This is a genomic window from Bradyrhizobium sp. NC92, assembly GCF_025200865.1.
Taxonomy (GTDB): domain Bacteria; phylum Pseudomonadota; class Alphaproteobacteria; order Rhizobiales; family Xanthobacteraceae; genus Bradyrhizobium.
This window is the reverse complement of the sequence record NZ_CP104171.1, coordinates 5455384-5476283: the sequence shown is the minus strand read 5'-3', so window position 1 is coordinate 5476283 and position 20900 is coordinate 5455384. Positions and strand designations below refer to the sequence as shown.

The following is a 20900-nucleotide window of genomic DNA, read 5'->3' as shown; positions in this document are numbered from 1 at the left end:
TCTTGAATGAATTCGAGGAGAAGTCACCGGCAAAATACGGGCATAGGTCAAGATATCTAGCCGCATTCTCGCGCAGGGCGGCACCGGTCAGTGCCGGCCGCCTTCCAGATAAGCGGCGCGGATCTCGGGGCGCTGCAGCAATTCGGCGCCGCTGCCGGCCAGCGTGATCAGGCCATTGACCATGACATAGCCGCGGTGGGCGAGCTTGAGGGCATGGTTGGCGTTCTGCTCGACGATCAGCACGGTCAGGCCGTCCTGCCGGTTCAGTGTGCGGATGGCGTCGAAAATCTGCCGCGCGATGAGCGGGGCGAGCCCCAGCGAGGGTTCATCGAGCATGAGCAGGCGAGGGCGGCTCATCAAGGCGCGGCCGATCGCCAGCATCTGCTGCTCGCCGCCGGACAGGGTTCCGCCGCGCTGGGCGAAACGCTCCTTCAGGCGGGGAAACAGGGCGAACACGCGCTCGAGCGTGCTCTCCCGTTCCGCCGGCGTGCTCTCGGTGACGTCGGCCCCCATCTGGAGGTTCTCGGCGACGCTCATGCGCGGGAAGATGCGGCGGCCTTCGGGCGACTGCGCGATGCGCAAATGGGCGATCTCGTGGGTCGGGACGGCTGTGATGTCCTTGCCCTCGTACAGGATCTGCCCGGCGCGGGCGCGCGGCTTGCCGAAGATCGTCATCATCAGCGTCGACTTGCCGGCGCCGTTGGCGCCGATCAGCGCGACGATCTCGCCGGAATTGATGTCGACGTCGACGCCCTTCAAGGCCTCGATCTTGCCGTAGGCCGCGCGCAGCCCCCGGATCGCGAGCAGGGGGGATGCCGCCGTCACGATCCGCTCTCCATGACGGCCATGGCCTCTTCCTCGTCGGCGCCGAGATAGGCGGCGATCACCTTGGGATCGTCGCGCACCTCGCGCGGCGTGCCTTGTGCGATCTTCACGCCGTGATCCATCACCACGATGTGGTCGGAGATCTCCATCACGACCGACATGTCATGCTCGATCAGGAGGATCGACGTTCCAAGGTCGTTGCGGATCGATAGCAGGAGTTCGTTCAACGCGGCGCTCTCGCGCGCGTTGAGGCCTGCAGCCGGCTCGTCAAGGCACAGGAGTGCAGGCTCGGTGCACATCGCGCGCGCGATCTCGAGGCGGCGCTGATCGCCATAGGCGAGATTGCCGGCCGCATCGTCGGCGCGGTCGAGCAGGCTGACCCGCTTCAGCCAGTCGGTGGCGAGATCGATCGCGCGCTTTTCGGCGTCGCGATAGGCCGGCGCGCCGACAAGGCCGAGCAAGGTGAAGCCCGAGGCGCGCATCAGCATGTTGTGCTGCGCCACCATCAGGTTTTCGAGCACGGTCATCCCGGGAAACAGGCGGATATTCTGGAAGGTGCGCGCGACCTTGGCCTGCTTGGCGATACGGAAGTCGTTGAGCCGCTCGAGCGCGATTTCCCTGCCGTCATCGTGGGTGAGGCGGATGGCGCCGCCGGTCGGCTTGTAGAAGCCAGTGATGCAGTTGAACACGGTGGTCTTGCCCGCACCGTTCGGTCCGATCAGCGCCGTAATCTTGCGCCGCTCCGCCGCGAACGACAGGTCCTGCACGGCAACGATGCCGCCGAAGCGCATGGTGAGCTGATCGACGTGGAGGATACGCTCGCCGCTCATCCGTGGCCCTCCTTGACGAGGTCGGAGGAGATGGCTTGCGCCTTCTTCAGATAGACGGTCGGCGCGCGATGGCCGACGAGGCCCCGTGGCCGCCAGATCATGATCAGCACCATGGCCCAGCCGAACACCAGCATGCGATAGGTCTCGAGGCCGCGGAACAGCTCGAACCCGCCGATCATGGTCAGCGCCGCGAGCGCGACGCCGAGCTGCGAGCCCATGCCGCCGAGCACGACGATGGCGAGCACCAGCGCCGATTCCTGGAAGGTGAAGGATTCCGGGCTGATGAAGCCCTGGCGGGTGGCGAAGAAGGCGCCGGCGAAGCCGCCGAACATCGCGCCGGTCGCGAACGCCGTGAGCTTGGTCGTCGTGGTGTTGATGCCGAGCGCGCGGCAGGCGACCTCGTCCTCGCGCAAGGCCTCCCAGGCGCGCCCGATCGGCAGCCGGCGCAGGCGGATCGTCACCCAGTTGGTGAGCAGCGCCAGCGCCAGGATCAGATAGAACAGGAAGACGATACGGTGGGTCGGCGAATACTCGATGCGGAGCATGGCGGCCAGCCCATCGTCGGTGTTGCTCAGCGGAATGCCGAACAGGGTCGGACGCGGAATACCGGATACGCCGTTCGGTCCGCCGGTCAGACTCTGCCAATTGATCAGGACGAGGCGGATGATCTCGCCGAAGGCGAGCGTCACGATGGCGAGATAGTCGCCGCGCAGGCGCAGCACGGGAAAGCCGAGCAGCACGCCCCAGAATGCGGCGAGGATGCCGGCGAGCGGCAGGCAGATCCAGAACGACCAGCCGAAATTGGTGGCGAGCAGCGCGTAGGAATAGGCGCCGACCGCATAGAACGCGACGTAGCCGAGATCGAGCAGGCCGGCGAGCCCGACCACGACGTTGAGGCCCCAGCCCAGCATCACATAGGTCAGCACGAGAATGGCGAGGTCGAGGATGTAGCGCTGGTTATAGAAGATGACGGGCACCAGCAGCGTGAAGATCAGCAGCGCGGGTGCAAGGTAGCGGCCGACCAGCGACATGCCCTTCTGCACCGCTGGCGGCACCAGCTTCTCGGTGCCGGCCGGGCCGATCCATTGCCTGAGCAGCTCGATCACGATCGAGCCGCCGAACACGGCGGCGACGAGGGAGGCGAGCTCGCCGAATCGCGTCCAGTAAGTGAGCTGGCCGTCGGAGCCCGCCTCGGTGCGGATGCCGACCATCAGCGAGAACAGCACCAGCGCGATCACTGCGTTGATGAAGGCGGTCTTGAGGAGGGCGGGGATGCCCGTTGCAGGTTTGGTCGTGTGGGTCGAGGGAGCTGTCACGCGCGTCAGACTTTTTCGACTTCGGGACGGCCGAGCAGGCCGGTCGGCATGAAGATCAGCACGACGATCAGGATCGAGAACGCCGCGACGTCCTTGTACTCGACCGAGAAATAGGCCGACCAGAACGTCTCGATCAGGCCGATCGCGAGCCCGCCGAGCATGGCGCCGGGCAGCGAGCCGATGCCGCCGAGCACGGCGGCGGTGAAGGCCTTGATGCCCGCGACGAAGCCCATGAAGAAGTCGACCAGGCCGTAATAGAGCAGGTACATCAGGCCCGCGACGGCGGCGAGCGCGGCGCCGATCACGAACGTCATGGAGATGGTGCGGTCGACGTCGACGCCGAGCAGCGCCGCCATGGTCTGATCCTGCTCGCAGGCGCGCATGTCGCGCCCGAGCCGGGTGCGCGACACCAGCCAGGTGAAGATCGCCAGCAGCACGATGGTGGTGAGGACCACCATGATCTGGATGTTGGAGAGCTGGATCACGAAGCCGTCGGCGCTCTCGTGCAGCGTATAGCCGCCGGTGATGAAGGGCGGGATCGGCTTGACGCGGGCGCCTTGCGCCACTTGCGAATAATTCGTCAGCACGAACGACATGCCGATGGCCGACAGCATCGGGGCGAGGCGGAAGGAATGGCGCAGCGGCCGGTAGGCGATGCGCTCGATGGTCCAGCCATAGAGCGCGGTGATTGCCATCGACACCAGCAGCACCACGAGCAGGATCACGGGAACGGCCGTGAGGCCGAGCGAGATCAGGATCAGGAAGGTGATGAGGGCGATGAAGCCGCCGATCATGAAGACGTCGCCATGGGCGAAGTTGATCATGCCGACGATGCCGTAGACCATCGTGTAGCCAATCGCGATCAGGCCGTAGATGGAGCCGAGCACGAGGCCGTTGATGAGCTGCTGGGCGAAATAATCCATAAGCTGCCGTACCCAAACTTGACGCGGCTCAAAGGGAGCTCTTGCAGAGAGTTCTTGGGCCCCGGCAGCCCTTGAGCGTTCACATGGTTTTGTAACAGGAGGGAACTGGCGGCTGCAACTGGCCCGGTCTCCGCCTTAAGGCTTGTACAGAGATCATTTTGCCGCCGGGTTCCCGCACCTGCGAGGAACCGGGTTCCGCAGGCAACCAAAGTGGATGCGGGTCGTTGTCTTCCCTCTGACGTCCAACAAGGGAGTTTCCCCGAATGACGAAGCAGCAGAACCAGAATCCGGGTCAGCAGAACCAGAACCCCGGCCAGCAGCGCCCCGGGCAGCAGCAGGGCGGCGGTCAGAAACCCGGACAGCAGCAACAGAACGATCCGATGCGCCAGGGTGATCGCCCGGGCCAGCAGGGTCAGCAGGACAAGTAGTTTGGGAGCCCAGGAGTAAGAGGGTGAGGCCCTGCCGAGAGGCGGGGCCTTTTTCGTATTGAAGAGTCATTCCGGGGCGACTCGAAGAGCCGAACCCGAAAATCTCGAGATTCCGGGTCTGGGGCTGCGCACCCGAATGACGCCACGGGAGCAGGCAGTTAAGGTAAACAAAGGGTTTAAATTGCCGCCACAGTCTGATGCGAGTTAGCTCCGGCATGGCCGCCGCCTTCCATCGAAGGCGCGGCAAACCAGGCGGGAAGCGGATGTTCAGGAACTGGCGGATCGGCTCGGTCAACGGCGCGCTGCTGGCGGCCTATTTCATTCCCGTATGGAGCCTCGTCGCCTTCAACATCATTGTTGCGCCCGTGCACGGCCTTTACGAGCGGCCGAGCGTCGCGGTGGCGCTGTATCTGAGCGACCACCTGCAGATGGCGGGCATGGACACGGTGCGTGCCGCCTGGCTGCTGGCGCTCGGACGGCTGACCGTGGTGGCGTTCTTCGCGATCTATCTCGTGCTGCTCTGCATTCCCCGAACCCGCAAGGGCGGCGGCAGTGACGAGGCGCTCGGTATTGCGCTGGCGATCGGCAGCCTGATCTCCTTTGCCAGCATGGTGATGGCCTCGAAGGTCGGCGAGCTGGCCGCGCTTCGGCTGCACGCCACCGAGCTTCTGCTCTTGCTCGGTGCGGCCATCGTGGTCGTGATCGAGAAGCCGGCGGCTGCGCCGAAAACGGCCGAGCTCGCCGCGCCGCCGAATCTTCAGCCTTTAGGTCTTGAGCAGGCCGAGCTCCTGCACAATCGCTGAGGCTTCCTTGACCGCGTGGTTCGCCGCCGGCACGCCGCAATAGATCGCCTGCTGCAGCAGGATCTCCTTGATGTCGTCGGGCGTGAAGCCGCCCTCGGCGAGCGCCGCACGCACGTGCAGGCGGAATTCGTCCCATTGCCCGAGCGCGACCATGGTGCCGATCACGAGCACGCGCCGCGTGCGCTCGTCGAAATGCGGCCGCGTCCAGATCTCGCCCCAGGCGTAGCGGGTGATCAAGTCCTGGAAGTCGGTGTTGAACGCATTGCGGTTCGCGATCGACTTGTCGACCCAGGCATTGCCCAGCACCTTGCGGCGCACGTTCATGCCGGCATCGCGGCGCTTCTGGTCGTCCATTGTTTCCTCCTTCGTCATTGCGAGCGCAGCGAGGCAATCCAGGATCTTTCCGCGGCGGCAGTCTGGATTGCTTCGCTGCGCTCGCAATGACGAGTTGTGAGATCAGCGCTGCGTCAGGAACCCCACCACCGCATCCGTGAACGCATGCGGCTGCTCGACGTTCGAGATGTGCGCGGCGTCGATGATGGTCATGCTGGCGCCGGGAATGTTGGAGCGGATCAATTCGGCCGCCGAGATCGGCGTCGCCACGTCGTGGCGGCCGGCGATCACCAGCGTCGGGCTCTTGATCTTCGGCAGCAGCGCGCGCTGGTCCAGCGTCGACAGCGCCTCGCAGCAGGCGAGATAGCCTTCAACGGGGGACGCCAGCAGCATCGATTTCATCTTTGCGGTGATCGCAGGCTCGCGCTCGCGGAAATCCTGGGTGAGCCAGCCCGCGATCACGGCGTCGGCGACCGCGGCGATGCCGCCTTTTTTCACCGCCTCGATTCGTTCCAGCCATCGGGTCGGCTCGGCATAATAGCAGGAGGTGTTGGCGAGGATGAGCTTGCCGAACCTTTCGGGCGCATTGGCGCCGAGCCATTGCCCGACCATGCCGCCCATCGACAGGCCGCACCAATGCACCTTCTCGATGTTGAGATCGTCGAGGATCGCGAGCACGTCGCGGCCGAAGCGCTCCATCGTGTAGGGGCCGGGCGTAACGTTCGACTTGCCGTGGCCGCGGCGGTCGTAGCGGATGACGCGGAACACCTGCGTCAGCGCCTTCATCTGTGGCTCCCACATCTGCAGCGTGCAGCCGAGCGAGTTCGACAGCATCAAGGTCGGCCCGCCGTCGCGGCCTTCGACGGAGACGTTGAGGAGGCATCCGTCGGCATCGATCATGGGCATGCGGCGTCTCCACTCCTAATCTTGATCGAGGTTGTCGAGCAGCCGGTCGATCAACGCCTGTGACGCCCCTTGATAGGCCATCGGCTCGAACAATGCCGCAATTTTTTCCGGCGTAAGGTGCGCGGTGACTTGCGAATCGGCCGACAGCACCTCGCGCAGATGCTTCTTCTCGGCGACGGCGCGCTTGCTTGCGGCCTCGACGAGATGATGTGCATCGCTCTTGCCGATGGCTTCGGCGAGCGCGAAGGTCACGGCCTCCGCCATGATCAGCCCGTGCGTCGCATCGAGATTGCTGCGCATGCGGGCCGCATCGACCTCGAGACCCTCGGCGATATCGACGACGGCAGCCAACGCGCCGGAGGTGACCAGCATCAACTGCGGCAGCGTCGGCCATTCCGCGTGCCAGGGGCCGGCGCTGCGTTCGTGGTCTTGCACCTGCGCGGCGAAAATCGTCGCGGCGAGCTGCGGGGCCATGGTCGCGGCGCCCAGCGCGCTTGCGGCGGCGACCGGGTTGCGCTTGTGTGGCATGGTCGAGGAGCCGCCGCGGCCTTCGCCGGCCGGCTCGAACGCTTCGGCGACGTCGGTCTGCATCAGCAGCGAGACGTCGCGCGCGATCTTGCCGCAGCTGCCGGCGAGAATGGCGAAGCAGGATGCAGCCTCGGCGATGCGGTCGCGATGGGTATGCCAGGGCGCCTCTGGCAGCGGCAGGTTCAGCTCCTGCGCCAGCCGTTCGGCCACCGCGAGCCCCTTGTCGCCGAGCGCAGCGAGCGTGCCGGCGGCGCCGCCGAATTGCAGGGCGAGGCCCTCGCGGGAGAGCCGCCGCAGGCGGCAGCGGGCGCGGGCAAGGCTCGAGGCGTATTCGGCGGCCTTCAGCCCGAACGGCATCGGCAGCGCGTGCTGGAGCCAGGTCCGCGCCACCATCGCGGTATTGCGATGGCTGCGCGCCAGCGCGGCAAAGCCCTTGATGGCGCGGCTGAGGTCGGCGTCCAATGCGGCGATGCCGGCGCGCAGCGTCAGCATGGTCGCGGTGTCGATGACGTCCTGGCTGGTCGCGCCCCAATGCACGTAGCGCGCGGCCTCCGCGTCATTCTTGGCGACATTGGCGGTCAGCATCTTGACCAGGGGAATCGCGAGATTACCCGATCGCGTCGCGGCCTCCGCCAGTGCGGCGAGGTCGAAGCCATCGGCCTTGCATGCCGCCTCGATCGGTCCGACGGCGGATGCCGGAATCACCGCGCTGGCGGCCTCGGCGCGTGCCAGGGCTGCCTCGAAATCGAGCATGTTCTGCAGGGTCGACCGATCGTCGCAGATCGCGCGCATGGCGGCGCTCGACAGCATCGGTGCGAGCAGGGGGGAGATGGATGTGCTCATGTTGCGCGCGACCTAATCATCATGGCCCGGCCCTGCCAATCCCCCACCGCCCGCACACGTCATTTTGCAGTTGCGAATATGCATTGCACGTGACCGGGCGCCGGCCTTTTCTTTGCCGCGTCGCTGCGTTACTTGATCAGCAGTATAGTTGCGCGATCCGGGAGGCACCCTCATGGCCATGACGATGAACGGCGAAGTCCAGCTTGCGGCGCCGCGCGAGGCCGTGTGGGCCAAGCTCAACGATCCCGAGGTGCTGAAGGCCTGCATCCCCGGCTGCGAGGAGCTGGAGAAGACCGACGACGGCGGCTTCCGCGCGACGGCGAAAATGAAGGTCGGGCCGGTGTCGGCGCGCTTCAAGGGCAAGGTCACGCTGTCCGATCTCGACCCGCCGAACGGCTACAAGATTTCCGGCGAGGGCGAGGGCGGGGTGGCCGGATTCGCCAAAGGCGGCGCGGCCGTCAAGCTCGCCGAGAAGGACGGCGGCACGCTGCTCTCCTACGACGTCGAGGCGCAGATCGGCGGCAAGTTGGCGCAGCTCGGCCAACGCCTTATCAATGGCGCCGCCAAGAAGCTGGCCGACGAATTTTTCGCGAACTTCGCCAAGGCGGTGCAGGGCTGAAGGTCCAATACCTTTAGCATAGCGCCTTCGGCATGGCGCCTTGCGCCCTGGGCGATGTTGCCCCGGGGCATAATGGCCCATATGATGGGTTGGAATAATTATAAGAACCGCTTCGACGGGACCCGTTGGGGCGCTGATAGAGAGTGCTTATGGCAAAAATCTCCCTCATCGTGAACGGCAATCCTGTGACGGCCAACGTCGATCCCCGTACGCTTCTGGTGCAATTCCTGCGTGAGAATCTGCGGCTGACGGGCACCCATGTCGGCTGCGACACCTCGCAGTGCGGCGCCTGTGTCGTGCATCTCGACGGCAAGGCCGTGAAGTCCTGCACCACGCTGGCGGTGATGGCCGACGGTCACGAGGTCAAGACGATCGAGGGGCTGGCTGCCGACGGCGCGCCGCTGCATCCGATGCAGGAGGCCTTCCGCGAGCACCACGGCCTGCAGTGCGGCTTCTGCACGCCGGGCATGATCATGACCGCGATCGACATCGTGCACCGCAAGGGTCCCGAACTCGACGACCACACCATTCGCGAGGAGCTCGAAGGCAATCTCTGCCGCTGCACGGGCTACCAGAACATCGTGGCGTCGATCTCCGCCGGCGCCAAGGCGATGGCGAAATCCGATCTCGCGTAACGCGCACCCCGCGATCAGGACATTCAAATGTACGAATTCAAATATCATCGCCCCGGCACCGTGCGCCAGGCGGCCAACCTCCTGGTGAAGAACGAGGACGCCAAGGTGATCGCCGGCGGTCACACGCTGCTTCCCGTCATGAAGCAGCGCCTCGCGAGCCCACCGCATCTGGTCGACCTCTCCCACATCGAGGGGCTCAACACGATCGAGATGAAGGGCCGCTCGCTGGTGATCGGCGCCACCGCCAAGCACGCCGAGGTCGCGACCTCCGCCATCGTCGGCGAGGCGATCCCGGCGCTGGCGAATCTCGCCGGCGGAATCGGCGATCCCGCCGTGCGCCACAGGGGCACGATCGGCGGCTCGCTCGCCAACAACGATCCGACGGCCGACTATCCCGCCGCGGTGCTCGCGCTCGGCGCCACCATCGTCACCAACAAGCGCCGCCTCAAGGCGGAAGAGTTCTTCCAGGGCCTGTTCACGACCGCGCTCGAAGCGGACGAGATCATCACCAAGGTGATGTTTCCGCTGCCGAAGAAGGCCGCCTACGTCAAGTTCCGCAACCAGGCCTCGCGCTATGCGCTGGTCGGCGTGTTCGTGGCGCGGCGTCCGTCGGATGTGCGCGTTGCCGTCACCGGTGCGGGCTCCGAAGGCGTGTTCCGCGTCACCGCATTCGAGGAGGCCCTAAAGAAGCGCTTCGCCTCGAAGGCGCTGGAGGGCATCGCGGTAGGGGCGGAAGGCCTCAACAGCGACATCCACGGCAGCGCCGAATACCGCGCGCATCTCATCGGGGTGCTGACGCGCCGCGCCGTCGACGCCGCCAACGCCAAGGAATGAGCTGACCTCATTCCTCGGTCCAGACCTGTCCCGGTGAGGGCGTAGCGAGACTGGCTTTTTCATGACTTCAGCGGCCACTTCTTCCGGTGCTTTGCCGGCATCGGTCGATGCGATGCTCGAACTCTTGACGTCGCGCGGCTATCTCGCCGAGCGATCGCTGGCGACGGTGACGTATCTGTCGCTGCGCATGGGCCGGCCGCTGTTCCTGGAAGGCGAGGCCGGCGTCGGCAAGACCGAGATCGCAAAAGTGCTCTCGGCGGCGCTGGGGCGGAAGCTGATCCGCCTGCAGTGCTATGAAGGCCTCGACGTCTCCTCCGCGGTCTACGAGTGGAACAGCGCCGCGCAGATGATCGCGATCCGGATGGCGGAAGCCGCCGGCGACACCGATCGCGATCAGTTGTCGAGCGACATCTTCGCGGATCGCTACATGATCAAGCGGCCGCTGCTCCAGGCGCTGGAGCCCGACGTCGCGGGACCGCCGGTGCTGCTGATCGACGAGCTCGACCGCGCCGACGAGGCGTTCGAGGCGTACCTGCTCGAGATCCTCAGTGACTTCCAGGTGACCATCCCCGAATTCGGCACCGTGAAGGCACCGCACCCGCCGATCGTCATCATCACCTCCAACCGCACCCGCGAGATCCACGACGCGCTGAAGCGGCGCTGCCTCTATCACTGGGTCGATTATCCCGCCGCCGAGCGCGAGCTTGCGATCGTCAAGACGCGCGTGCCCGGCATCTCTGCCAAGCTGTCACAGCAGGTCGTGCGCTTCGTGCAGGCGCTGCGCAACCAGGACTTCTACAAGTCGCCGGGCGTCGCCGAGACCATCGATTGGGCCACCGCCCTGTCCGAGCTCGATGCCCGCTCGCTGACCCCGCAAGTGGTGGGCGACACGCTGGGCGCGCTGCTCAAGTACCAGGACGACATCACCCGCATGCAGGGCGAGACGCTGCAGAAGGTGCTGAAGGACGCGACGAGCGAGAATTGATCTCGCGTCAAATTGAGTTCGTCATTCCGGGGCGCGCGTCAGCGCGAACCCGGAATCCATTGGGCAGCGGCGACGGTGGATGAATGGATTCCGGGCTCGCGCCAAGTGGCGCGCCCCGGAATGACGGAGCGAGGATAGACCATGGCCATCAACCACCTTGCCCCCGAAAAGACCGAGCAATTCGCCGACAACATCGTCGGCTTCGCCCGCGCGCTGCGTGCCGCCGGCATGCCGGTCGGGCCGGGCGCCGTCATCGATGCCATGAGCGCGCTGCAGGTGATCGACATCGGCAACCGATCCGACGTCTTCACCACGCTGGAGGCGATCTTCGTCAAGCGTCACGAGCATGCGCTGATCTTCAAGCAGGCTTTCAACCTGTTCTTCCGTGCCTCGGAAGAGTGGAAGCACATGCTGGACTCGGTGCCGCTGCCGGACGAGGCCAAGAAGAAACCCCAGGCCGGCGCCCGCCGCGTCCAGGAGGCGATGTCGCAGCCGCGCATGACCGAGACGCCGCAGCACCAGGAGCAGGATTTGCGCCTGTCGGTTTCCGACAAGGAGATCCTGCAGAAGAAGGATTTTGCGCAGATGAGCGCGGCGGAGATCGCCGAGGCGCTCCGTGCCGTCGAGCGGATGCATCTGCCGCAGGCCGAGCTCTTGACGCGCCGGCAACGGCCCGATGCCCGCGGCCTGCGCCTCGACCTGCGCCGCACGCTGCGCGCATCCTTACGCACCGGCGGCGACATCATCGACCTCCATCGCCTCGGGCGGATCGAGAAGCCGGCGCCGATCGTGGCGCTGCTCGACATCTCGGGCTCGATGAGCGAATACACCCGACTGTTCCTGCATTTCCTGCATGCGATCGCGGATGCCCGCAAGCGCGTCTCGGTGTTCCTGTTCGGCACGCGCCTCACCAATGTCAGCCGGGCGCTGCGCCAACGCGATCCGGACGAGGCGCTGGCGAGCTGTTCGGCGTCGGTCGAGGACTGGGCCGGCGGCACCCGCATCTCGGCCTCGCTGCACAACTTCAATAAATTGTGGGCGCGGCGGGTGCTGAGCCAGGGCGCCATCGTGCTCCTGATCTCCGACGGACTGGAACGGGAGGCCGATTCCAGGCTCGCCTTCGAGATGGACCGGCTGCACCGGTCCTGCCGGCGGCTGATCTGGCTCAACCCGCTGCTCCGGTTTGGCGGCTTTGAGGCCAAGGCGCAGGGCATCAAAATGATGCTCCCCCACGTTGACGAATTCCGGCCCGTGCATAATTTGAGTTCGATCCAGGAGCTGATCACCACGCTCTCCCAGCCGCTGCCCCCGCATCACCGCAGCCTGATCCGCTCCGCAGCTTGAGAGGCCAGCCATGCTCGATCGCGACGAGGACATCCTGAAGGCGGCGGAGGACTGGCAGAAGGCCGGCCGAGGCGTTGCGCTGGCGACGGTCGTCGAGACCTGGGGCTCGGCGCCGCGCCCGGCGGGCTCCAGCCTCGTCATCAACGACGAAGGCACCTTCCTGGGCTCCGTGTCCGGCGGCTGCGTCGAGGGCGCCGTAGTCACCGAGGCCATGGACGTGATCGAGAGCGGCAAGCCCAAGATGGTGGAGTTCGGCGTCGCCGACGAGACCGCCTGGAATGTCGGGCTGTCCTGCGGCGGCACCATCCGCGTCTTCGTCGAGAAGGTCGGTTAGCCGTGAAGCTCGATATCCTGCACGAACTCAATGCCGAGCGCGCCGCGCGCCGGCCGGTGATCCTGGTGACCGACACCGAGAGCGGCGAGCAGCGCCTGGTGAAGGCGAAGGATTTCGCCAGGGATCCGCTGCGTGCCGAGCTGGACAAGCAGCTTCGCATGGGCAAGAGCGCCAGTGTCGAGGCCGGCGGCAAGAAGCTGTTCCTCAACGTCTACGCCCCGACGGCAAAGCTCGTCATCGTCGGCGCGGTCCATATCAGCCAGGCGCTGGCGCCGCTGGCGCGCTCGCTCGGTTATGACGTCACCGTGGTCGATCCACGCACGGCCTTCGCGAGCCCGGAGCGCTTTCCGGACATTCCGCTGATCGCCGAATGGCCTGATACTGCGCTGCCGCCGCTCAACGTCGACGCCTACACGGCGTTCGTCGCGGTGACGCACGATCCCAAGATCGACGACCCCGCGCTGCTGCACGCCTTCGAGCGCAACTGCTTCTACATCGGCGCGCTCGGCTCGCGGAAGACGCATGCCAAGCGTGGCGACCGGCTGCGGGCGCAGGGCGCCAAGGAAAGCGACATCGCGCGCATCCACGCGCCCATTGGCCTTGCGATCGGCGCGGTCTCGCCATCCGAGATCGCGGTGGCGATCATGGCCGAGATCACGGCCGTGCTTCGGCTGCCTCCCAAGGAAAAAGAAGAAGCGGCATGAAGTTCGGCCCGGCGAGCCCGAGGGATGCGATTGGCGGGGTGACCGTCCACACCCTGCGCCAAGGATCGCTGGTGCTGAAGAAGGGCACGACGATCGGGCCTGCCGAGGTCGAGGCGCTGGAGCGCGCCGGCATCAAGGACATCGTCGTGGTGCGCATGGAGGCGGGCGACGTCTCCGAGGACGTTGCGGCCGCCAGCATCGCGCTCGCCATCGGCGGCGAGGGCATCCATGTCGAGCGCGCTTTCACCGGCCGCGCCAATCTGTTCGCCGCGCGAGCGGGCGTGCTGGTGATCGACCGCGCCGCGGTCGACCGTATCAACAACATCGACGAAGCCATCACCTTTGCGACGCTCGCCGCCTACAAGCCGGTGGTCGAGGGCGAGATGGTCGGCACCGTCAAGATCATCCCGTTCGGCGTCGAAGCGAGTTTGCGCGATGCCGCGGTGAAGGCGGCGGGCAAGGACGTGTTGAAGGTGGCGCCTTACGTGATCAAGCGCGTCGGCGTGGTCTCGACGCTGCTGCCGGGCCTGTCCACCAAGGTGATCGACAAGACCCTGCGCGTCACCGCCGAACGGCTGGCCCCGGCCGGCGCCAGCATCATTGCCGAGCGCCGGGTCCCGCACGAGGAGCAGGCGCTGTCGGCCGCGATCAAGGAATTGCTTGGGCTCGGCGCCGAGCTCGTGATCGTCTTCGGCGCGTCAGCGATCGCCGACCGCCGCGACGTGATCCCGGCGGCGGTGACCGGAATCGGCGGCGAGATCGAGCATTTCGGCATGCCGGTCGACCCCGGCAATCTCTTGCTGATCGCCCGCGCCGGCGACGTGCCGGTGCTGGGCGCGCCGGGCTGCGCGCGCTCACCGGTCGAGAACGGTTTTGACTGGGTCTTGATGCGGCTTCTCGCCGGCATCGAGGTGACGCGGTCCGAACTGATGGGCATGGGCGTCGGTGGCCTCTTGATGGAGATCGTGACGCGGCCGCAGCCGCGCGCCAAGCCCGAGACCGAGGGCAACAGCCAGGTCGCAGCCATCGTGCTCGCGGCGGGCCGCTCGACGCGGATGGGCGGACCGAACAAGCTGCTCGCCGAGCTCGACGGCAAGAAGCTGGTGCGCCTCGCGACTGAGCAGGCGCTGGCCTCCAAGGCATCCGAGGTGATCGTCGTCACCGGTCATCAGGCCGAGCTGGTCGAGCAGGCGCTGCAAGGCCTGAAGGTGAAATTCGTCCGCAATCCTGACTTCGCCGGTGGCATCGCAAGTTCTGTGAAGGCCGGCATCGCGGCCGTGCCCGAGACCTGCGACGGCGCCGTGGTGTGTCTCGGCGACATGCCGCTGATCGACGCCGGCCTGATCGACCGGCTCATCGACAGTTTCGCGCCGGACCGCGGCAACCTCATCGTCGTGCCCGTCAGCGAAGGCCGCCGCGGCAACCCCGTGCTGTGGTCGCGCCGCTTCTTCAAGGAGCTGATGACGCTCGACGGCGACATTGGCGCGCGGCATTTGATCGCCAAGCACACCGAGGCCGTCGCCGAGGTGCCGGTGGACGGCGAGAGCGCCTTCCTCGACATCGACACGCCGCAGGCATTGGAAGCGGCAAGACGCGGATGAGGGTGCCGTAGGGTGGGCAAAGGCGCGCAGCGCCGTGCCCACCGTCTCGTCATTGCGATCGACAATTCGTGGGCACGCTGCGCTTTGCCCACCCTACGGCGCCTCCCAAGCCTCCCGATTTCAACCACCCATTCACCATCTGGAAACGACCGCCGCTTAGAGTTGCCCCGACCTGCCTTGGGGGGAGGGGTTTTTCCATGGCTTCGAACGTCGTCGCGCGCCGTTGCGCGATGTTTTTCTTTGCGCTGTCCGTTTGCGTCGCCGGGGCTCGCCACATCACGGATGCGCACGCGGCCGGCGCGTTTGCAGTCGGCAAGTGCGGCGCCTACGGCCAGGCCTTTGACTATGGCCACGAGCACGAGGCGCGTGCGGCGGCCCAGAAGCAATGCAAGGGCGATTGCACCACCGTGACGATGAAGCGCGCCTGCGCTGCGATGTCGGTCGATATGACCAATCCCTGCGGCGCCTATGGCTACGCCGTCAAGCCGAAGATCTCGGCCTCGCTCAATGCCGCTACGCGCGAATGCTACAAATACGGCGGCAAGGAATGCGTGATCCGCGCCTGGGCCTGCGACGCGAAAGGCTGATTCCTCTTGCTGTCGTGATGGGGCGTTGCGTAGCATCGCCTTGGGAATGACAGTGGAAGGCCCATATGCAGTTCGACACCAAGATCGCCGTCGTGATCCGCACCGATCTTCAAGCCTGGCAGAAGCTCAACGTCGCGTCCTTCCTCACCAGCGGCATCGCCGCGGCCTTTCCGGAATGCATCGGCGAAGCCTATGAGGACGCCTCGGGCACCAAGTATCATGCGCTGATCGGCCAGCCGATTCTGATCTACGGCGCCGATGGTCCTGCATTGTCGCGCGCGCTGGACCGCGCGCTCACCCGCAACGTCAAGGCGGCGGTCTACACCGAGGACATGTTCAAGACCACGCACGACGCCGCCAACCGCGAGGCGGTGAGGGCGGTTGCGCGCGCCGATCTCAATCTCGTCGGCATCGCCATGCGGGCCGAGCGCAAGGTGATCGACAAGATCGTCGATGGCCTGAAGTTTCATAGTTAGTCGCACCGCTCAAAAGCTCCATCGTCATTGCGAGCGCAGCGAAGCAATCCAGAATCGTTTGGCGCAGGTTTTCTGGATTGCTTCGTCGCTTCGCTCCTCGCAATGACGGAGTGCTGCTCACCCCGGCGGCATGCCCTCGAATTTGATCAGGCCGGCGTCGAGAGGGTCCCACTCATGGCCGCGCGCGGCGAAGGTCACCGCCTGCGGCTTGTAGCGGGCGGGCTCGTCGAGGCTTGCCGCGCGGATCGTGAAGACGTCGGGCTGCGCGGCGAAGGTCATGTAGACGGCTACGCCGCATTGTGTGCAGAAGCCGCGCGTCTTCACCTTGCCGCTGTCGGCGACCATGTCCCAGTGCCTGGCATCGCCCGTCAGCGTGACACCGGCGCGCGCGAAGGTCGCGTACGAGCCATGGCCGCTGCCGCTTTCCCGCTGGCAGTCCCGGCACTGGCAGTGATTGCTGAAGAGGGGCTCCCCTTCGATCGAATAGCGGATGGCGCCGCAGGCGCAGCCGCCGGTATAGGGCTTTTCCATCGCGATATCTCCCACTCAACCTTCGCCGCTGATCTCATCGAGCTTGCGAACGACCTTCTTCCAGCCGCCGCTCATCACCGTGTAGGCCGACTCGTTCCTGGGCAGGACGAAGCCCGCATGGACGAGGCGGATCCGCGTGCCGGCTTCGACCGGGGTGAGGGACCAGGTCACGACGGTGTCGAGCGGTGCGCCATAGCCGGTGTTGCGCTCGTCGCCACCCTTCCAGGCGTAGACGAGGCGCCTGAGGGTCACGACCTCCAGAACCCGGCAATGGATCACGCCGTCCCATTTGCCGCCCGGGGTGGTCTGGAAGGTGAAGGCCTTGCCTTCGACGGCTTCAAAGCCGGTCGGCTGCATCAGCCAGCGCCCGATCAGCTGCGCGCTGGTCAGCGCCTTCCAGATCGTCTCGGCTGTGTGAGGGAAGACCTCGTCGATGACGATGTCTCTTGTGTCGGCTTTCAACGCGGCAGCACTCACGGGTCGATCTCCTTCAAGAGGTCACGCAGGTTCTGGAAACGCTCGCGCCAGAACACGCCGTAATGGTTCATCCAGGTGACCAGCGGCTCGAGTCCTTGCGGCGCGGCGCGGTAATAGACGTTGCGGCCCTCAGCGCGCTCGGCGACGAGGCCGGCCTGCTTCAGTGACTTCAGGTGCTGCGAGATCGCGCCCTGGGTCACGCCGCTGCCGCGCGTCAGCTCGGCGACGCTGATCTCCTTGCTGTGGAACACGCGCTCGAACACGGCGCGGCGGGTCGGATCGGCAAGGGCGCGCATCACGGTGGTGACGGGGTTTGGAGCGGCTTCGATCATGAAATCAAATTAGCGAATACTAATGCATTAGTCAACACTAATTCGTCTGCTGAATGGCCTGTTCTTTGCGGTCTTGACTATGACTGACTAGTCAGTCATAAATTTCAAATGACGAAGAAACCGACCAAAGCCGCTGTGCCCTCTCCGGCCTCCCACGCGACCGGTCCTGCGCCTGCAGGCCCCGATGCGGCACCTGCCTCGAACCGCGCCACGCGGGCAGCGGAGCGGCGTGCGGCGATCGTCGAGGCGGCGATGGAGGAGTTCATCGCGCGCGGCTTTGCGGCGACCAGGCTCGACGACATCGCCAAGCGCGCCGGCGTCGCCAAGGGCACGATCTACCTTCACTTCAAGGACAAGGAATCGATGTTCGAGGAGCTGGTGCGCATCGTCATCGTTCCCGTGGTCGCACGGCTGACCACGCTGCCGCCGCCGGCGGGCTCGGTGCGCGACCTCGTCGAGACGTTCGCCGGCAACTTCCTGAAGGAGGTGATCGGCACCAGGCGCGGCGATCTGGTGCGCCTGATCGTGGCGGAGGGGCCGCGCTTTCCGTCGGTCGCCGACTTCTACTACCGCGAGGTGGTCTCGCGCGGGGTCGCCGCGATGCGCGCGCTGATCGAGCTCGGCATCGCCCGCGGCGAGATCCGGCAGAAGGACCTCGCGCGCTATCCGCAGATCCTGGTCGCGCCCGCGATGATCGCCGTGATCTGGCAGAGCTTGTTTGCGCGGCATGCGCCGCTCGACGCGCAGGAGATGCTGCGCGTGCATCTCGATTTGATTTTTGGCGAACGGAGGACGACATGAGGTCGTCGCAAACAATTTCTGTTCTGGCATTGCTCGCTGTGCTCGCAACCGGGCTTGCCGGGTGCAAGGAGAAGCGCGATCCCGGCTTCCAGGGCTGGGTCGAGGCCGACATGATCTTCGTCAGCCCGGACGAAGCCGGGCGGGTCACCAAGCTCAACGTCCGCGAGGGCGACGAGGTCAAGGTCGGCGATCATCTCTATTCCGTCGATGACGATCTTCAGCTTGCCGACCTCAACCAGCAGAAGGCGACGCTCGCGAACGCGCAGCAGACCTATGACCGTGCGGCTTCGCTGAACAAGACCGGCTCCGGCACGCAGGCCAATCTCGATTCCGCCGTGTCCGCCCTGCGCGTCGCGGAGGCGCGGGTGGCGACCTCGGAGACGCGGATGGCGAGGCGCAAGGGCTTCGCGCCCGTCGCCGGCACCATCCAGCAAATCTATTTCCGCGAAGGCGAGATGGTGGCGGCGCAGCGGCCGGTGCTCTCGATCATGCCGCCCGGCAACATGAAGCTGCGCTTCTTCGTGCCGGAGACCGAGTTGCCGAAGCTCGCGATCGGCGACACGGTGCGCGTGTCCTGCGACAATTGCGCCGCCGATCTCACCGCGAAGATCTACTTCATCGCGACCTCGGCCGAATACACGCCGCCCGTCATCTACAGCCTCGAGGAGCGCAACAAGCTGGTCTATCTGATCCAGGCGCGACCCTCGCGGCCCGATGCCTTGCGCGTCGGACAGCCGATCGACATCTACCTAAATCCGAAGACCCCGGTGGCGGACAAGCGATGAGCACCGGCAACGGCAACGGCATCGCCATCGACGTCAAAGGCCTGACGAAATCATTCGGCGGCCGCGAGGTCGTGCACGATCTGTCGATGCAGGTGAAGCGCGGCTCGATCTACGGCTTCCTCGGTCCCAACGGCTCGGGCAAGACCACGACCATCCGCATTCTCTGCGGCCTGCTCACGCCTGACAGCGGCGAGGGCACCTGCCTCGGCTACGACATCCGCCGCGATGCCGAGAAGATCAAGCGCCAGGTCGGCTACATGACGCAACGCTTCAGCCTGTACCAGGACCTCTCGGTGCGCGAGAACCTCGAATTCGTCGCGCGGCTCTATGGCCTCACCGACGCGCGCGGCGCCGCGCGCGACATGATCAAGCGGCTCGGGCTCTCGGGGCGTGAGGAGCAACTGGCCGGCGAGCTCTCCGGCGGCTGGAAGCAGCGGCTGGCGCTGGGGGCCTGCACGCTGCCCAATCCACAATTGCTGCTGCTGGACGAACCGACCGCCGGCGTCGATCCCAAGGCGCGGCGCGATTTCTGGAACGAGATCCACGCCCTCGCCGCCGAGGGCCTCACCGTGCTGGTCTCGACCCATTACATGGACGAGGCCGAGCGCTGCCACGAGATCGCTTACATCGCCTACGGCTATCTGCTGGCGCACGGCACGGTGGAGGAGGTGATCGCGAAATCGGCGCTGACGACCTACACCGTCACGGGCGAAGACCTGAACGAGCTCGGCAGCGCGCTCACGGGGAAGCCCGGCATCGACATGGTGGCGCCGTTCGGCACCTCGCTGCATGTGTCCGGTCGCGACGTCCCGGCGCTCGAAGCCAGCATCGCGCCCTGGCGCGAGAAAAGCGGACTGCACTGGCAGAAGTCGCAGCCCTCACTCGAAGACGTGTTCATTGAGCTGATGGGGCGCTCCAAGGATAATTTCCAATGAGCGCAGTCGACCATCCTGCACCACGGCGCGAAATCCGCGAGCGGTTCGGCTTTTTGCGGCGCTCCTACGCGATGCTGATCAAGGAGTTCATCCAGCTGAGGCGCGACCGCGTCTCGTTCGCGATGATCGTGATGCTGCCGGTGATGCAGCTCATGCTGTTCGGCTATGCCATCAACACCACGCCGCACCATCTGCCGAGCGCGGTGCTGCTCCAGGAGGATTCCGATCTCGCCCGCTCGATCCTGAAGGCGCTGGAGAACACCGCCTATTTCCGCTTCCTCTATGAGGTGCACGACGTCGATGATTTCGACAATCTCCTGAAATCCGGCAAGGTGCTGTTCGGGGTCGAGATCCCGCGCGGCTTCGAGCGGGCGGTGCGGCGCGGCGACAGGCCGGCGCTGCTGGTTGCGGCCGACGCCACCGATCCGATCGCGGCGAGCTCGGCGATCGGCTCGCTCGGCATGGTCGTGCAGACCGCGCTCAAGCACGACCTCTATATCGGCGATCCCCCGGAGATGCCGTTCGAGATCCGCGCCCATGCCCGCTACAACCCGGCAGCTAGCTCCAGCCTCAACATCGTGCCAGGCCTCGTCGGCACCATCCTGACCATGACCATGCTGATTTTCACCGCGCTGTCGGTGACGCGCGAGGTCGAGCGCGGCACCATGGAGAGCCTGTTGTCGATGCCGATCAAGCCGGTCGAGGTGATGTTCGGCAAGATCATCCCTTACGTGCTGGTCGGCTTCGTCCAGGCCTTCCTGATCATCGGCATCGGCGTCGGCCTGTTCGGCGTGCCCGTGCTCGGCAATCTCGTTCTGCTGGCGCTGCTCTCGACGCTGTTCATCACCACCAATCTGTCGATCGGCTACACCATCTCGACATTGGTGCAGAACCAGCTCCAGGCCATGCAGATGTCGATGATGTTCTTCCTGCCGAGCATTCTGCTCTCGGGCTTCATGTTCCCGTTCGCAGGCATGCCGGCCTGGGCGCAATATCTGGGCGAGGCCTTGCCGCTGACCCATTATTTGCGAATCGTCCGCGCCATCATGCTGAAGGGCGCGACCATGCAGAATTTGCATTTCGACGCGCTGGCGCTGGCGGCCCTGATGCTGCTCGCCATGACCGTCGCCGTGACGCGCTTCCGCCGTACGCTGGATTGAGGCACAATACCCCGGAATCGAGGGG

26 protein-coding genes are annotated in these 20900 nt (G+C 65.7%); 16 read left to right on the top strand and 10 right to left on the bottom strand.

The window, feature by feature from the left end:
• Window positions 1-87 precede the first annotated feature (87 nt).
• Genes N2602_RS25900 through N2602_RS25885 form a run of 4 tightly spaced genes read right to left on the bottom strand, consistent with a single transcriptional unit; the run spans window position 88 to window position 3894 of the window.
• Window positions 88-825, bottom strand: a complete 738-nt coding sequence (locus tag N2602_RS25900) for an ABC transporter ATP-binding protein (protein ID WP_212258054.1) — start codon at window positions 823-825, stop codon at window positions 88-90.
• Window positions 822-1655 (bottom strand): ABC transporter ATP-binding protein, encoded by an 834-nt coding sequence (locus tag N2602_RS25895; RefSeq protein WP_212258055.1) that lies wholly within the window; start codon window positions 1653-1655, stop codon window positions 822-824. Before N2602_RS25895 ends, N2602_RS25900 begins: the two co-directional genes overlap by 4 nt.
• Window positions 1652-2971 carry a high-affinity branched-chain amino acid ABC transporter permease LivM gene (gene livM / locus N2602_RS25890; RefSeq protein ID WP_212258056.1) on the bottom strand — a complete coding sequence of 440 codons (1320 nt, stop codon included), beginning with the start codon at window positions 2969-2971 and terminating at the stop codon, window positions 1652-1654. Before livM ends, N2602_RS25895 begins: the two co-directional genes overlap by 4 nt.
• A 5-nt stretch (window positions 2972-2976) precedes the next feature.
• Window positions 2977-3894, bottom strand: a complete 918-nt coding sequence (locus N2602_RS25885; RefSeq protein ID WP_212258057.1) for an ABC transporter permease subunit — start codon at window positions 3892-3894, stop codon at window positions 2977-2979.
• A gap of 263 nt (window positions 3895-4157) precedes the next feature.
• On the opposite strand from N2602_RS25885, the gene N2602_RS25880 reads away from it, so the two are divergent.
• Together N2602_RS25880 and N2602_RS25875 are read left to right on the top strand one after the other, a co-directional pair.
• Window positions 4158-4322: a hypothetical protein gene (locus tag N2602_RS25880; protein ID WP_172783002.1), complete on the top strand. Its 165-nt coding sequence runs from the start codon at window positions 4158-4160 to the stop codon at window positions 4320-4322.
• A gap of 263 nt (window positions 4323-4585) precedes the next feature.
• Window positions 4586-5125, top strand: a complete 540-nt coding sequence (locus tag N2602_RS25875; protein ID WP_260379847.1) for a hypothetical protein — start codon at window positions 4586-4588, stop codon at window positions 5123-5125.
• Here N2602_RS25875 and N2602_RS25870 read toward each other — a convergent pair.
• The 3 genes from N2602_RS25870 to N2602_RS25860 form a co-directional block, all read right to left on the bottom strand.
• Window positions 5087-5479 carry a carboxymuconolactone decarboxylase family protein gene (locus N2602_RS25870; protein WP_024340834.1) on the bottom strand — a complete coding sequence of 131 codons (393 nt, stop codon included), beginning with the start codon at window positions 5477-5479 and terminating at the stop codon, window positions 5087-5089. The two genes, N2602_RS25875 and N2602_RS25870, sit on opposite strands and share 39 nt — an antisense overlap.
• Before the next feature lie 102 nt (window positions 5480-5581).
• Window positions 5582-6364, bottom strand: coding sequence for a 3-oxoadipate enol-lactonase (pcaD, locus tag N2602_RS25865; RefSeq protein ID WP_260379846.1), 783 nt, complete (start codon window positions 6362-6364; stop codon window positions 5582-5584).
• A 15-nt stretch (window positions 6365-6379) separates the two neighbouring features.
• Window positions 6380-7735, bottom strand: a complete 1356-nt coding sequence (locus tag N2602_RS25860; protein WP_260379845.1) for a 3-carboxy-cis,cis-muconate cycloisomerase — start codon at window positions 7733-7735, stop codon at window positions 6380-6382.
• 172 nt (window positions 7736-7907) lie between these two features.
• Between N2602_RS25860 and N2602_RS25855 the strand changes: the two genes are divergently transcribed.
• From N2602_RS25855 to N2602_RS25810, 10 genes are all read left to right on the top strand, one after another.
• Window positions 7908-8354 carry a carbon monoxide dehydrogenase subunit G gene (locus N2602_RS25855; protein ID WP_036012850.1) on the top strand — a complete coding sequence of 149 codons (447 nt, stop codon included), beginning with the start codon at window positions 7908-7910 and terminating at the stop codon, window positions 8352-8354.
• A gap of 149 nt (window positions 8355-8503) precedes the next feature.
• Complete coding sequence (locus N2602_RS25850; RefSeq protein WP_260379844.1) at window positions 8504-8989, top strand: (2Fe-2S)-binding protein; 486 nt, start codon at window positions 8504-8506, stop codon at window positions 8987-8989.
• A 27-nt stretch (window positions 8990-9016) separates the two neighbouring features.
• Window positions 9017-9823, top strand: a complete 807-nt coding sequence (locus tag N2602_RS25845; RefSeq protein ID WP_260379843.1) for a xanthine dehydrogenase family protein subunit M — start codon at window positions 9017-9019, stop codon at window positions 9821-9823.
• A 61-nt stretch (window positions 9824-9884) separates the two neighbouring features.
• A complete protein-coding gene (locus N2602_RS25840; protein WP_260379842.1) occupies window positions 9885-10808 on the top strand; it encodes a MoxR family ATPase in 924 nt (307 codons plus the stop codon).
• Between the two features lie 141 nt (window positions 10809-10949).
• Window positions 10950-12152, top strand: a complete 1203-nt coding sequence (locus N2602_RS25835) for a VWA domain-containing protein (protein ID WP_260379841.1) — start codon at window positions 10950-10952, stop codon at window positions 12150-12152.
• Window positions 12153-12162: 10 nt separating this feature from the next.
• Window positions 12163-12486: an XdhC family protein gene (locus tag N2602_RS25830; protein ID WP_260379840.1), complete on the top strand. Its 324-nt coding sequence runs from the start codon at window positions 12163-12165 to the stop codon at window positions 12484-12486.
• 2 nt (window positions 12487-12488) lie between these two features.
• A complete protein-coding gene (locus N2602_RS25825) occupies window positions 12489-13190 on the top strand; it encodes an XdhC family protein (protein WP_260379839.1) in 702 nt (233 codons plus the stop codon).
• Window positions 13187-14791, top strand: a complete 1605-nt coding sequence (locus N2602_RS25820) for a molybdopterin-binding/glycosyltransferase family 2 protein (RefSeq protein ID WP_260379838.1) — start codon at window positions 13187-13189, stop codon at window positions 14789-14791. The genes N2602_RS25825 and N2602_RS25820 overlap by 4 nt, the downstream gene beginning before the upstream one ends.
• A gap of 197 nt (window positions 14792-14988) precedes the next feature.
• The gene (locus tag N2602_RS25815) at window positions 14989-15378 is read left to right on the top strand and encodes a DUF4189 domain-containing protein (protein ID WP_260371338.1); all 390 of its coding nucleotides are present in this window, start codon (window positions 14989-14991) and stop codon (window positions 15376-15378) included.
• Window positions 15379-15443: 65 nt separating this feature from the next.
• Window positions 15444-15854, top strand: coding sequence for a DUF2000 family protein (locus N2602_RS25810; RefSeq protein WP_212258066.1), 411 nt, complete (start codon window positions 15444-15446; stop codon window positions 15852-15854).
• A 117-nt stretch (window positions 15855-15971) separates the two neighbouring features.
• Here N2602_RS25810 and N2602_RS25805 read toward each other — a convergent pair whose 3' ends face one another.
• Genes N2602_RS25805 through N2602_RS25795 form a run of 3 tightly spaced genes read right to left on the bottom strand, consistent with a single transcriptional unit; the run spans window position 15972 to window position 17194 of the window.
• Window positions 15972-16385 (bottom strand): GFA family protein, encoded by a 414-nt coding sequence (locus N2602_RS25805; protein WP_260379837.1) that lies wholly within the window; start codon window positions 16383-16385, stop codon window positions 15972-15974.
• A gap of 15 nt (window positions 16386-16400) precedes the next feature.
• Entirely contained in the window at window positions 16401-16862 is a 462-nt protein-coding gene (locus N2602_RS25800) for an SRPBCC domain-containing protein (RefSeq protein WP_260379836.1), read from the bottom strand.
• Complete coding sequence (locus tag N2602_RS25795) at window positions 16859-17194, bottom strand: helix-turn-helix transcriptional regulator (RefSeq protein WP_260379835.1); 336 nt, start codon at window positions 17192-17194, stop codon at window positions 16859-16861. Before N2602_RS25795 ends, N2602_RS25800 begins: the two co-directional genes overlap by 4 nt.
• Before the next feature lie 108 nt (window positions 17195-17302).
• Between N2602_RS25795 and N2602_RS25790 the strand changes: the two genes are divergently transcribed.
• From N2602_RS25790 to N2602_RS25775, 4 genes are read left to right on the top strand one after another with little or no spacing between them, the layout of a single operon-like run.
• Window positions 17303-17995, top strand: a complete 693-nt coding sequence (locus N2602_RS25790) for a TetR/AcrR family transcriptional regulator (RefSeq protein WP_260379834.1) — start codon at window positions 17303-17305, stop codon at window positions 17993-17995.
• Entirely contained in the window at window positions 17992-18780 is a 789-nt protein-coding gene (locus N2602_RS25785) for an HlyD family secretion protein (protein WP_212258071.1), read from the top strand. Before N2602_RS25790 ends, N2602_RS25785 begins: the two co-directional genes overlap by 4 nt.
• On the top strand, window positions 18777-19715 hold the full coding sequence (locus tag N2602_RS25780; RefSeq protein ID WP_260379833.1) for an ABC transporter ATP-binding protein: 939 nt from the start codon (window positions 18777-18779) through the stop codon (window positions 19713-19715). Before N2602_RS25785 ends, N2602_RS25780 begins: the two co-directional genes overlap by 4 nt.
• Window positions 19712-20875 carry an ABC transporter permease gene (locus tag N2602_RS25775; RefSeq protein WP_212258073.1) on the top strand — a complete coding sequence of 388 codons (1164 nt, stop codon included), beginning with the start codon at window positions 19712-19714 and terminating at the stop codon, window positions 20873-20875. Before N2602_RS25780 ends, N2602_RS25775 begins: the two co-directional genes overlap by 4 nt.
• Window positions 20876-20900: the final 25 nt, after the last annotated feature.

Excerpts from the sequence above, each read along its gene's own strand:
- N2602_RS25895 (WP_212258055.1), bottom strand. The coding sequence starts at position 1,655 with ATGAGCGGCGAGCGTATCCTCCACGTCGATCAGCTCACCATGCGCTTC.
- N2602_RS25885 (WP_212258057.1), bottom strand. The coding sequence starts at position 3,894 with ATGGATTATTTCGCCCAGCAGCTCATCAACGGCCTCGTGCTCGGCTCC.
- N2602_RS25880 (WP_172783002.1), top strand. The coding sequence starts at position 4,158 with ATGACGAAGCAGCAGAACCAGAATCCGGGTCAGCAGAACCAGAACCCC.
- N2602_RS25875 (WP_260379847.1), top strand. The coding sequence starts at position 4,586 with ATGTTCAGGAACTGGCGGATCGGCTCGGTCAACGGCGCGCTGCTGGCG.
- N2602_RS25870 (WP_024340834.1), bottom strand. The coding sequence starts at position 5,479 with ATGGACGACCAGAAGCGCCGCGATGCCGGCATGAACGTGCGCCGCAAG.
- pcaD (WP_260379846.1), bottom strand. The coding sequence starts at position 6,364 with ATGCCCATGATCGATGCCGACGGATGCCTCCTCAACGTCTCCGTCGAA.
- N2602_RS25860 (WP_260379845.1), bottom strand. The coding sequence starts at position 7,735 with ATGAGCACATCCATCTCCCCCCTGCTCGCACCGATGCTGTCGAGCGCC.
- N2602_RS25855 (WP_036012850.1), top strand. The coding sequence starts at position 7,908 with ATGGCCATGACGATGAACGGCGAAGTCCAGCTTGCGGCGCCGCGCGAG.
- N2602_RS25850 (WP_260379844.1), top strand. The coding sequence starts at position 8,504 with ATGGCAAAAATCTCCCTCATCGTGAACGGCAATCCTGTGACGGCCAAC.
- N2602_RS25845 (WP_260379843.1), top strand. The coding sequence starts at position 9,017 with ATGTACGAATTCAAATATCATCGCCCCGGCACCGTGCGCCAGGCGGCC.
- N2602_RS25840 (WP_260379842.1), top strand. The coding sequence starts at position 9,885 with ATGACTTCAGCGGCCACTTCTTCCGGTGCTTTGCCGGCATCGGTCGAT.
- N2602_RS25835 (WP_260379841.1), top strand. The coding sequence starts at position 10,950 with ATGGCCATCAACCACCTTGCCCCCGAAAAGACCGAGCAATTCGCCGAC.
- N2602_RS25830 (WP_260379840.1), top strand. The coding sequence starts at position 12,163 with ATGCTCGATCGCGACGAGGACATCCTGAAGGCGGCGGAGGACTGGCAG.
- N2602_RS25820 (WP_260379838.1), top strand. The coding sequence starts at position 13,187 with ATGAAGTTCGGCCCGGCGAGCCCGAGGGATGCGATTGGCGGGGTGACC.
- N2602_RS25815 (WP_260371338.1), top strand. The coding sequence starts at position 14,989 with ATGGCTTCGAACGTCGTCGCGCGCCGTTGCGCGATGTTTTTCTTTGCG.
- N2602_RS25810 (WP_212258066.1), top strand. The coding sequence starts at position 15,444 with ATGCAGTTCGACACCAAGATCGCCGTCGTGATCCGCACCGATCTTCAA.
- N2602_RS25805 (WP_260379837.1), bottom strand. The coding sequence starts at position 16,385 with ATGGAAAAGCCCTATACCGGCGGCTGCGCCTGCGGCGCCATCCGCTAT.
- N2602_RS25795 (WP_260379835.1), bottom strand. The coding sequence starts at position 17,194 with ATGATCGAAGCCGCTCCAAACCCCGTCACCACCGTGATGCGCGCCCTT.
- N2602_RS25790 (WP_260379834.1), top strand. The coding sequence starts at position 17,303 with ATGACGAAGAAACCGACCAAAGCCGCTGTGCCCTCTCCGGCCTCCCAC.
- N2602_RS25785 (WP_212258071.1), top strand. The coding sequence starts at position 17,992 with ATGAGGTCGTCGCAAACAATTTCTGTTCTGGCATTGCTCGCTGTGCTC.
- N2602_RS25780 (WP_260379833.1), top strand. The coding sequence starts at position 18,777 with ATGAGCACCGGCAACGGCAACGGCATCGCCATCGACGTCAAAGGCCTG.
- N2602_RS25775 (WP_212258073.1), top strand. The coding sequence starts at position 19,712 with ATGAGCGCAGTCGACCATCCTGCACCACGGCGCGAAATCCGCGAGCGG.